We start from the raw sequence: 12,730 nt of genomic DNA, 5'->3' as shown, positions 1-12,730 counted from the left end.
CTACACGACAAATTAAAGCAAAATACACTACATGAAAAATGTACAGCACAATGGGTAAATTATTGTCTAGCAAAACTACCAATACATGATACTAAATAAATTTTAATGTTAAATAATCAACAAAATTGTATATAAGCTATCAATATCATTTAGGATTTGCAGACTATGTAGATTTCAAGTTCCTACACGACACATTAAAGCAAAATACACTACACAAAAAACATACAATACAATCGTAAGCTACTACTTAGATATCAATCCAAAACCTGTTTACTGACTATAAAAAAGTAACAAAAAATACATCAGCATTCCTTTTCTGTATATAAAAACACCCTAAAAACAAAAATGTGAGAAACCGAGAACAGAGTTTTCAAACAAACACAATATTATAGCTGATAAATTCACACTTAGACAAAACTACAACATAACCACATATACCTATTAATAAAATATTCGTTCAAAATAAAAGTGTAAAAAGTAGCAAATATTAATTAACTCATAGAATAAAAAAAAGATCATTCTAAAAAAAGAATTCAACTTTAACTTAAATATTTTACAATAAAATAACTTGGATCCAGCAACTATCTAGAATAAAAATACAATCTATAAACATATTTCTTTAGCATTATCAAGTACTATAAGATAACTACTAACAAGAAAAATTGTCATTAGTATCTACACAATTATATCACTGCAAAGAACTTCATGATTATTTTAATATAAAAACAGATACCTACAACAGCACACTGAAAATAAATTACAGCATTTATGCACTCTAAATAAACATATACTCAAAAGAAATCCGATATCATGATACACAAGAAGTTAGATTACAACAAATTTCCTTATAATACTTAATACACTCATGAAATTATATTGGGAATCGAGGAAAGCTCAACATTAGCTATATTTAAAACACTAACATAACAGTTATTATGTAACACTTTACATAACATACTACAAATATTATATTTACTACTGTTAGTATAGGTTTTAAGCATCCAATAGCACTACTCAATTGAAGCATAATATATATATCAAAAACATACCTTTTAATATATAAATACTAACATTCAATACATAACAAATAATGATTCACCTATAAATAGGTACCATATTAAATATTAATTGCATAAAATATTGCAATGTATATAATTCCTAAAAAAGCCTGAGGTTAAGTAATGTTCTGTAATGTAATTCATAACATCCATAAGGAAGGGTATATAATTATAATGATATCTTTTCTTTTATCTTGTATAGGTTTTGCAGTTTCTTGTAGTTTAGGTATAACATTCCTATTCATATCATTGTTATGTATATATTTCTTTCGTGATCCTGTACGTGTTGTCCCTGAAGGAGATAATTTAATTACTAGCCCAGCCGATGGTACAATACTAGATATTAAGGAAGTTAATTCACCTATAGATTCTTCAACACAAGTAGTGTGCATTAGTATCTTTTTAAATGTATTAAATGTTCATGTAAATCGAATTCCTGTATCTGGTATTATTAAGTCTACTGAATATATACCTGGGAGGTTTATATCAGCTTCACTTGATAAGTCAAGTGAGCTAAACGAAAGGCAAAGATTAATAATAGAATCTAATGTTAATCATTATACAATTGTTGTAGATCAGATTGCAGGGTTAATAGCACGACGCATAGTATGTAACGCTTATAAAGGTCAAAATGTTAACTCTGGAGAAAGATTTGGTATTATTAGGTTCGGTAGTCGGGTTAATTTGTATTTGCCACCAAACATTCACATATCAGCATTCAAGGGACAGACAGTAATTGCTGGAGAAACTATATTGGGATATTTAGAAGATTCTCCAAAGAAATTATTAACAGTAAAACCCATATAATATGAAAGAAGAGCAAGGTAGCAAATTTTTTCCTATCGCAAGGTTATTTCCAAATGTAGTCACTTTGTTAGGTTTATGTGCTGGCTTAACTTCTATAAAATTTACATTCACTGGGAAATGGGAATCGGCAATTGTATTTATCATCATAGCAGCAGTTATAGATGGTATGGATGGTAGGATTGCAAGGTTACTTAATTCTACTAGTGGATTTGGCGCTCAGCTTGATTCTTTTGCAGATTTTCTAAATTTTGGTGCTGCTCCAGCATTTTTACTATATTTTTGGTCTCTCAAACAAATCAAAGTAATAGGATGGATGTTAGTAATGACATTTGTAATATGCATGTCAATAAGACTTGCAAGATTCAATATGTCCTTATACGAAGAAAAGGAGTTAGATTGGCATAAATTTTTTTTTGTAGGAGTACCTGCTCCATTAGGAGCAATATTATCCTTAATTCCTGTAATGCTTACTTTTTATTTTCACGATAATCATTGGTTAGTTGAAAATTTATCAGATCATCACAAGATAGCGGTATATTTTGCCATTATTGCATTTTTATCAGTAAGTAATATTCCTACCTTTTCTGCAAAACATTTATACATACCAAAAAACTTAATTTATATCTTTATTGTATTTTTAGGTATATTTATTGTATTCGCAATAACAAAACCATGGTTAACATTTCCGGTAGTTGGAATAATGTATATACTATCAATCCCGATAAGTAGCATAGTATATATATACCTCATGTACAAAAATAAAAACAAGAAATAGTTATGGTTAGATTAGTTAGATCATAATCATATGATAAGTTTTAGATTTACAGATTTCTTCCCTTATATTCTACATGCACTAGATTTTGTTTCAAGTATTAGAATGTTTAATATTCCATTGATTATCTTATGGATAATATTTCTAGGGATATTTTGTACTTTAAGGTTTAAATTCATTAATATAAAACTTTTTAAGCACGCTTTATATATCTTAATTAACCCATCTCATAACAAATCTAATAACACTATCTCTAATATACAAGCATTTATTACTGCAATATCTGGAACTATAGGATTAGGCACAATTTCAGGAGTAGTAATAGCAGTTTCTACTGGAGGACCAGGTGCTGTACTATGGATGGTAATCATAGGAATGTTAGGTATGTCAATAAAATTTGCAGAAGTCACATTAGGATTTAAGTATCGCGTGTTAATGAAAGAATGCAGCATAGGCGGTCCATTTCAATATATAAGATACGGCTTATCTGGACTAGGCTTAATTAAAACAGGTAAAGTACTATCATACATATACGCTGTAATCATGATAATAGCCATGTCCTTTGGAGGAATATCATTCCAATCAAATCAAGCAACTGTATTATTAAGCAACACTTTTAGCCAAGTAGATAGTAGCATTATAACTCTAATACTCACTGTACTAAGTGGATTAGTAATAGTAGGAGGAATAACACGAATCGCACAAGTAATGACTAAATTATCCCCTATTATGGTTATACTATATATTACTATATGTATATTAGTTATTATAGGCCATATAGATCAATTAATTCCCACATTTAAAATAATGTTTGATGATATGATACATGGTAACAGCATAGCTGGAGGAATAACAGGATCCTTAATAGCAGGAGTTAGAAGATCAGTTTTCGCAAATGAAGCCGGGATTGGAACATCTCCTATAATACATGCATCCACACATGAAACTGAACCTATAAGAGTAGGATGTATAGCTATGCTTGAGCCATTTATTGACACAGTAATAGTATCATTTATCACAGGAATAGTAATCACATTAACTGGATCATATACACTAAGCAATAGTCATAGCATTATTGAAATTAAGAATATATTTTCTAATATTTGTCCAATTTGTGAGTATGTTATATTTCCATTTATCGTATTTGCTTTTGGATTTTCTTCAATCATAACTTATTCTTATTATTGCGAAATATCCTGGAAATACATATTAAAAAGCAATTATAGTATTATACCATGCCGCATATTAATTATCATTATCATTATAACTAGCGGATTATCAAAAAATGTGATTTCAATATCACAATTAGGAGACCTACTTTTCATATTTTTAACAATACCTAATGGATTAACTATAATATTATTAAGCAAAGATATAAATAAAGAACTTAATTTATATTTACAAAAAATAAAAACTTAACCACACTATACTCCCTATATAAACTCAATAAGCTAATTAAAAACTACCAGTAAATATTACCACGACCCTATAGTTAGGAACTTTGTTTCTTTACTTTCTATAATATCTAATAAACCAGTTATAAAGATTCTTAAATAAAAATCACAATCTGACAATTATAGTTATTTCTATTAAATCATTACTATGATAACAAATATTACACAGTCAATAATATCCTTTCACAAAGTTCACCTAAAGATCAATTGAAGCTTACATTTTCCAATAAGATTTTAGTAATATAAAAATAACTACTGAATAGCTAATCTAAGTAACATAGGATATATACTCATTAATGTTAATCAAACAAATAACACCTATATTTAAAATACCTGCTATTACCAACACCAATAATAAAAGAAGATGTATATAGTTATTAACATTGAATATTATCAACAAATCAATATTTATCTATAAAATTTATTGTCAACTTACTTCTCTATTACTAGATTATCATAAATATTAATATATTTAAGTACTGTACATTAAAACAGTAAGGTACAATTACAATTTTAAATGGATAAAAAGTTTAAAATATATTTAACATTGCTTTATTGATTTAAAAAAAGCTATATGCTACACTGAAAATCATTAAGTACTCACACTTAGACAATATGTTAGAAATTCGCAATTTAGTGCTAGCTGTAGCTTTATCTGTGTTGATTATGATGGGGTGGAGATTTGTATATGAAAAGTTTTTTACAGTACAGCAACATATTGTAGAAGATGAAGATTCCAGTTCGATGATTCCAGAAGTTGATAATATACTCACATATAGGCCACGTAATGAGATTATAAACAGCAATTCTAATCTACGTGTTAAACTATCAAATAAAAAGATCAATGGATCCATTTCATTAAAAGGTGCACAACTTGATGACCTAGTATTTAAAAATTACCATATTACACCAGATAATAATTCCGATGGAATAATCTTACTATCACCAGAAAATACAGAAAGTGTTTACTTTATAGAATTTGGATGGATAGATCCACAGCATAAAATAGCTGTACCTAACCAGTCATCTGTTTGGATATCAGATAAGTCTGTTTTGTCCCCAGATAATACCGTCACTTTAACATGGGATAATCAACAAGGTGTGATATTTCAAATCAAAGTTACTCTTGACAATTATTACATGTTTAAAATAGAACAAATTATCATTAACAATACTGATAATACTATCAATTTAATTCCCTATGGGAGAATCAATCGGTCGAGACATAATACAGGAAAATCTTACTGGATTTCACATGAGGGAGCTGTAGGAAGTTTTGGTAATACACTAAAGGAATGGACATATAAAAATATAATAAAAGAAAAAAATATCAAAATCAGTCAACAAAATATAAGTGATAATCAATGGATTGGCATTGCTGATAAGTATTGGTTCACAGCATTAGTACCAAATATATTACAAAAAAAGAGTAAGTTAAACTTTCATGTAAAATATGGTAAGTATAACAATGAAGATCGTTTCCAAGTAGACTTCAGTCATGATAATTACAGCGCATCTCCAAATGAAAGAGCCAGCAGTACTAGCTATTTATTTGCTGGAGCAAAAGAATTAAAACTATTAGATAACTATAAAAAAGATTTAAATATCTCTTTATTTGATAAAGCAGTAGATTTCGGTATACTTTATTTTATTACAAAACCTGTTTTCCTTTTGTTAGAGTATTTTTATGATCTTATAGGAAATTTTGGATTGGCCATATTACTATTAACAATAGTAATAAAACTTATAATGTTTCCTTTATCGTATAAGTCTTATGTTTCAATGTTCAAACTAAAATATCTGCAACCAGAAATTTTAAAAATAAAAGAATTACATAAAAACGATAATGCTAAAATGAGTAAGGAAATATCACTTCTATTTAAAAAGAATGATGTAAATCCTATGTCTGGATTCATTCCAATACTAATACAAATACCGGTTTTCTTTGCATTGTATAAAGTATTATTTGTCACAATAGAAATGAGACATGCTCCCTTTTATTTATGGATAAAGGATCTATCAAACTTTGATACTGCAAACATCTTAACGTTATTTGGTTTATTAAATTTTAACCCTCCAATTTGTATTGGAATCTTACCTGTAGTCTTAGGAATTACTATGATTATTCAACAAAAAATGAATACTTCTAATCATTCTTCTCAAGATCAAGATAAAGACAAAGTCCAAGCAAATTTTATGAAATTTTTACCCTATGCTTTCATATTTATTTTTTCCTCATTTCCAACTGGGTTAATTATTTATTGGATATGTAGTAACTCTATTACTATAATACAACAATTAATAATAAAAGCTTATATAGGAAGAAAGTTAAACTTAAAACATACTTAAAACTAATAAAGGATTAATATGTCTGACAATACAATAAAAATGCTAGTTGTAGTATCAAAGTTCTATTCTGAGATTACAGAACTAATGTTAAATGCAGCAGTTGTTACATTTCAAGAACATTCAGAACCTGTAGAACATGATGTAGTATATGTTCCAGGATCTTTTGAAATACCAGCAGCTATGGTATTTGCAATCCTAAGTGATAAATATCATTACGACGGTTACGTTGGATTAGGTTGTGTAATTAAAGGAGAAACAGACCATTATTATTACGTTTCCAAAGGGGTTACTTTATCTCTTAGTGAAATTGCTGCTAACCATGCTGTACCTATGGGTTTTGGTGTAATTACAGCTGAAAATCGAGAATTAGCAATGGCAAGAGCAGATATTAATAAAAAAAATGTTGGTGGAAAAGCTGCTAAAGCAGCATTAGCTATGGTTAACCTACATAAGAAATTCTTACGCTAAAATTATGGAAGACAATATACATTATCAATCGCCTTGGCATTCAAAAAAAACAACAACAAGATTTCTTGCTGTACAGGGTACCTATGCGATGACATTTAATAATTACACTATAAATGATCTTGATAGTTTAATTGATTATTTATATGAAATGAAAGAAGTACTGAATTTAATGTACATAGATGATCAATTACTACTTAAGATAATTAGTACAATGCTAATAACATTTAATAAGATTAATGCAAACATTTCAAGTCTTTTAAATGAAAAGTGGTCAATAGAGCGTATAAACCTTATTAGCTTATCTATTATTAAAACTGCAATCTGTGAGCTAATGTGTTCCAAAACAGACAGAGTAATCATTATAAATGAATATGTTAATATAGCAAGTCACATATTAGAAAGAACAGAAGTAAATTTCATCAATGCGATACTCAATCAAGCAAAATTAACAGAACATCCTATTAATAGTGATGCTATAAACTTCCTCGTTAAAAAAACAGAAAACCATACTATAATCAACAATAGTTAAAGTAACTCAATCAAAAAATATAGAGCAGACTAGTGAAAATAATTCACGAAAAATATATTATTATTCAAAATGAGTTAGACACATAATGAAAATATATCTTATTTTATATAAAATTTAGGTGAATAATTAGTATTATTCATATATTATGGTATCTTTAATGCTTAATTTGATGTCACTATGGTAATTTAAAATATGGCTACTTTTATTAGTATACGCAATGCCAAAGAACATAATCTTCATAATATTTGCATAGATATACCTAAAAATAAACTAGTAGTAATAACTGGAGTAAGTGGATCTGGAAAATCAAGTTTAGCATTTGATACAATATACGCTGAAGGACAGCGCAGATATGTAGAAAATCTATCATCCTATGCTAGTCAATTTCTCGACTCATGTGCAAAACCAGATGTTGAATCAATAACAGGGCTTTCTCCAGCAATTGCAATCACTCAAAAATCTTTATCACGAAATTCAAGATCAACTGTATCAACAGCTACAGAAATTTACGATTACTTAAGGTTGATGTATTCTAAGATAGGAATTCTATATTCCCCTACTACCGGATTACCAATAACCAAACAATCCACATCCCAAATAATAGATAACATATTAAAAATACCACTAGGTACAGAAATTCTAATTTCAGGAACATTAATCAGAAATAAAAAGGGAGAACATCAAAAGGAAATTCTTGAAATAAAAAAACAGAATTATCAATACCTAAAGATCAATGACGTAATATATGAGATTAATAACATACCCAAGTTAGATAGAAATAAAAAACACAACATTTGCGTTATTGTAGAAAAAACAATACTATCAGAAAGCTCTATAGACACTATAGGTAACAGTATTATCACTGCATTAAAGATAGGCAATGGTACAGTTCATGTTGAAATATTAAATTTACCTCAAAGTTATAATAATCAACAATATTATAAAAATCAGATATTAACTTTTTCAGAAAATTTTTCATGCCCTGAAACAGGCTTTAGTATAGAAGAAATAGAGCCAAGATTATTTTCATTTAACACTTCATATGGCTCATGTAAAAATTGCGAAGGAATAGGAAAAACTTATAGTGTAAATAAAAAACTTATAATAGCTAACGATAATTTATCGATTATAGAAGGAGCTATACACCCTATTGGTCCTATTAATTTACAAACTCTCCACCATAAAATTAACTCTCATTTTAGCTATCACTACGCAAATATAATTTTATCTTTAGCAAAATATTATAATTTTGACATCACAAAACCATGGAAAGAACTTAATCACGATATACAAGACATTATTTTATTTGGCACTAATGGAATACCAATACCTATATCTTACCAAAATAAGGAATATCAATACTCTCAGAATAAACAATTTGAAGGAATTATAAATATACTAAACAATAGAGAAGACATAGTAATTGAAAAGCTAGCTGAACAATATTTATCTATAAACACATGTAACATATGCCAAGGCTTTAGATTACGACCCGAAGCTTTATCAATCAAAATTAACAACAAACATATAGGAGAACTAACAAAATTATCTGTAGTAGAGGCAATTTCATGGTGCAAATCTCTTCCACATCAACTTACTAAACAACAAAAAGACATTTCCCAAAAATTACTAGACGAACTAATCAAAAAATTAACACTTCTCAAAAATATAGGTTTAGGATACTTAACACTTGACCGTGAATCAGGCACTTTATCTGGAGGAGAAGGCCAGAGAATAAAATTAGCTTCACAAATTGGATCAGGACTAACAGGAATAATTTACGTATTAGACGAACCATCAATAGGTTTACATCAAAAAGACAATACATTACTAATTAGTACCTTAAAAAATTTACGTGACATAGGAAATACAGTAATTGTCGTTGAACATGACGAAGAAACTATAGAAAGTGCAGATTACATTATAGATATGGGACCTGGAGCAGGACAAAATGGAGGATGTATAATAGCAAATGGTACTCTACAAGACATATTAAATAACGACAATAGCATTACTGGACAGTATCTAAGTCACAAAAAAACTATACCTTACTTTAAAAAGAACAAAACTTTCAACCAATGGATTAAAATTACCGGAGCACATGAAAACAATTTACGTAATATCGATGCACAAATTCCTCTCAATGCTCTTACATGCATTACTGGAGTCTCAGGAAGTGGAAAATCTACCCTAATTAATACCCTATATAAATATGCTATTAATGTATTAAATAACATCAATCAGGTACATAATAAATGTACCTCTATATCAGGATTAGAACATATAGATAAAATTATCCAAATAGATCAATCACCTATTGGAAGAACTCCTCTATCAAATCCTGCAACTTACATAGGATTATTCACTCATATCAGATCATGGTTTGCTGGATTGCCACTATCTAAAGCAAGAGGGTATAACATAAGCAGGTTTTCTTTCAACTCAAAAGGAGGAAGATGCGAAGCATGCAAAGGCGATGGACAAATAAAAATAGAAATGCATTTTCTACCTGATGTACAAGTAAAATGTGAACAATGCAAGGGGATGCGTTATAATAAAGAAACTTTAGAGGTAACATATGAAGGCAAATCAATAGCTGATGTATTAAATATGACAGTTGATCAAGCATATGAATTTTTTATAGACTTACCATTAATTAAAGAAAAATTAGATTCCCTACGTAGCATAGGAATGGGCTATATAAAAATTGGACAGACATCCAATACGTTATCAGGAGGAGAAGCACAAAGAATAAAATTATCTAGAGAATTATCAAAACGTGCTACAGGTAAAACTCTCTATATACTAGATGAACCAACTACAGGATTACATCTTGCAGACATAAATAACTTACTACATGTTTTACATACGCTTTGTGATTTAGGTAATACAATAATAGTTATTGAACACAACTTACATGTCATAAAAACAGCAGAATATATAATAGACATGGGCCCCAATGGAGGAGATGAAGGAGGTCAAATTATAGCAACCGGAACCCCACAAGAAATAGCACAAAATCCCAATAGTATAACTGGACAATATTTAAAACAATATTTAGAATGGTAGAGATCAAAATCAATTGGCTAATTAATATTCGTAACTAATCTTTAGTATATAATATCAGATCAGCATAGGATAATCACATAAAACAACACCTGATTTTCAATAACTAAATCATTTTTATATACTATCAGGAATTTAAAGTAAACTATAGTACCAAACTATAATCACGTTGTACTATCAAATACAAATCAGAGAACAACATTAAAAAAACGGTAAACACAAATATCAATTGGCTAACTAATATTCAGATTTAATCTTTAGTATATAATATCAGATAAGTATAGGATAATCATACAAAACAATGCATGATTTTTTATAACTAAATCATTTTTATATACTATCAGGAATTTAAAGTAAACTATAGTATCAAACTATAATTATGTTGTACTATCAAATACAAATCAGAGAACAACATTAAAAAATGGTAAATAAAAAATAGGACAATTTTCATTTCATCAAGAAAATGTACACCATTAAAGTTATGCTATATAAAATTATGATATAATTATATAATGTAAAGATTATATGTTTTAGTAGGGAAAAAATACATAAAATATCTTTACGTATTTAATATATAATATTAATATATTTGCAACTATGTTATATAGTTGCTATACACATTATCATAAACAGGTAATCGAATAATGTAAGTTGTTCCAATATATCATATAAAATTAACAGTAAATGTTATTTGCTGTTTTTATACTAATTATAATTATACTTCATTTACAATTAGTGGTATGATTTAACGGTAAGAGGTGTGTATATGTGTTAATAAATTGACATATAATAGAAACTCTATAAATATTGAATTATTTACCAATGTATATAATATGACACAAACCTTTAATATTGCTGAATATTTTCCTATATTAATTTTCTTAGGAATAGCAGGTTTTATATCGTTCTTGTTTTCCGTATTACCGATGTTTTTAGCGTCAAGAAATCCAGACCCACATAAACTTTCGTCTTATGAATGTGGTTTTACACCACTTAGCAATTCAAGAAAAACTTTTAATATCAGGTTTTATCTAGTAGCAATATTATTTATTATATTCGATCTTGAAGTAGCATTTTTATTCCCATGGTCTATCTGTCTTTCAGACATAGGCATAGGTGGATTTTGGTCTATGATGGTATTCTTAGTGATATTAATAATAGGATTTATATATGAGTGGAGTAAGGGTGCATTAGAATGGGAGTAATTTTATATGATAAATAAGCATAGTTCTATTTTAAATAACCAATTTTGGCAGAGCTATAATCACCGTGGGTTTATGGTGACTAAGTTCTCAGACCTAATAAACTATGTGTCAAGTTGGGCAAGGTCAAATTCTTTATGGCCAATGACATTTGGGTTAGCATGTTGCGCTGTAGAAATGATGCACACAGCAGCAAGTAGATATGATTTAGATAGATATGGCGTAATGTTTCGTGCAAGTCCAAGACAAGCAGATGTCATGATTGTCGCAGGAACACTAACAAATAAAATGGCCCCTGCATTACGTAAAGTATATGATCAAATGACAGAACCCCGGTATGTTATTTCAATGGGAAGTTGCGCTAATGGTGGAGGATATTACCATTACTCATATTCAGTAGTAAGAGGGTGCGATCGCATAGTTCCAGTAGACATCTACGTCCCAGGATGCCCGCCAACAGCAGAAGCATTACTATATGGTATACTATGTCTACAGCAAAAAATTAATAGAACTGCTTCTTCTACTGAAAAAAAGCCAAAATAAAAAATATAGTATTTAAATTTCTGTATAATAAAAACATTACTCTGTTATTTTATAATAATTTGTAGAAAATTCATCAATTGACACGTTCAGTTGATGCTATAGCATAACTAGGTAATTAACATTTATATGAAAAATACCAAAATATTCTTTTTAAAAGACTTTTAGAAAATTTATCAACAGTAAAACTTATTATATACTAGGATACAATAAATTAAATAACTAAATGATCATATTCCTAATATAATAACAAATCACCCAAAATAAAATATACATTGAAAATTTAATATTGCTAATCACTCCTTGCTACAGCTAAAAAAATACACAGAAATATCAGTTTTATTAATTCCTGCTATACCAAAACTTCAAGAAACTCACTACATTTAAATAAATGACATATATGTTTATCAAATCAAGCACAAAGGTAATTGTAGAATTATACATTAAATACTATCTATAATAAAACTATTATTTATCTCACATAA

The 12,730-nt window shown here is 28.5% G+C and carries 9 protein-coding genes; all 9 read left to right on the top strand.

Features of this window, described 5'->3' with window-relative positions:
• The first annotated feature begins 1,181 nt into the window (after positions 1-1,181).
• The 9 genes from EDL80_RS01705 (at position 1,182) to EDL80_RS01665 (ending at position 12,248) form a co-directional block, all read left to right on the top strand.
• Positions 1,182-1,865, top strand: a complete 684-nt coding sequence (locus EDL80_RS01705; protein ID WP_158406483.1) for a phosphatidylserine decarboxylase — start codon at positions 1,182-1,184, stop codon at positions 1,863-1,865.
• Between the two features lies 1 nt (position 1,866).
• Complete coding sequence (locus tag EDL80_RS01700) at positions 1,867-2,640, top strand: CDP-alcohol phosphatidyltransferase family protein (protein WP_158406482.1); 774 nt, start codon at positions 1,867-1,869, stop codon at positions 2,638-2,640.
• 30 nt (positions 2,641-2,670) lie between these two features.
• Positions 2,671-4,056 (top strand): alanine/glycine:cation symporter family protein, encoded by a 1,386-nt coding sequence (locus tag EDL80_RS01695; protein WP_158406481.1) that lies wholly within the window; start codon positions 2,671-2,673, stop codon positions 4,054-4,056.
• 650 nt (positions 4,057-4,706) lie between these two features.
• Entirely contained in the window at positions 4,707-6,440 is a 1,734-nt protein-coding gene (gene yidC, locus EDL80_RS01690) for a membrane protein insertase YidC (RefSeq protein WP_158406480.1), read from the top strand.
• An 18-nt stretch (positions 6,441-6,458) separates the two neighbouring features.
• Positions 6,459-6,908 (top strand): 6,7-dimethyl-8-ribityllumazine synthase, encoded by a 450-nt coding sequence (locus EDL80_RS01685; protein ID WP_158406479.1) that lies wholly within the window; start codon positions 6,459-6,461, stop codon positions 6,906-6,908.
• Between the two features lie 4 nt (positions 6,909-6,912).
• Positions 6,913-7,437 carry a transcription antitermination protein NusB gene (locus EDL80_RS01680; RefSeq protein ID WP_158406478.1) on the top strand — a complete coding sequence of 175 codons (525 nt, stop codon included), beginning with the start codon at positions 6,913-6,915 and terminating at the stop codon, positions 7,435-7,437.
• A gap of 192 nt (positions 7,438-7,629) precedes the next feature.
• Positions 7,630-10,506 (top strand): excinuclease ABC subunit UvrA, encoded by a 2,877-nt coding sequence (uvrA, locus tag EDL80_RS01675; RefSeq protein WP_158406477.1) that lies wholly within the window; start codon positions 7,630-7,632, stop codon positions 10,504-10,506.
• An 830-nt stretch (positions 10,507-11,336) separates the two neighbouring features.
• A complete protein-coding gene (locus tag EDL80_RS01670) occupies positions 11,337-11,708 on the top strand; it encodes an NADH-quinone oxidoreductase subunit A (protein WP_158406476.1) in 372 nt (123 codons plus the stop codon).
• Between the two features lie 6 nt (positions 11,709-11,714).
• Positions 11,715-12,248, top strand: coding sequence for a NuoB/complex I 20 kDa subunit family protein (locus EDL80_RS01665; RefSeq protein ID WP_158406475.1), 534 nt, complete (start codon positions 11,715-11,717; stop codon positions 12,246-12,248).
• Positions 12,249-12,730 lie beyond the last annotated feature (482 nt).

Origin of the sequence: Ehrlichia ruminantium, from assembly GCF_009728835.1 — a bacterium.
Classification (GTDB): Bacteria; Pseudomonadota; Alphaproteobacteria; order Rickettsiales; family Anaplasmataceae; genus Ehrlichia; species Ehrlichia ruminantium_B.
Note: the sequence above shows the minus strand (reverse complement) of the source record. Positions and strands in the feature narration are given on the sequence as shown.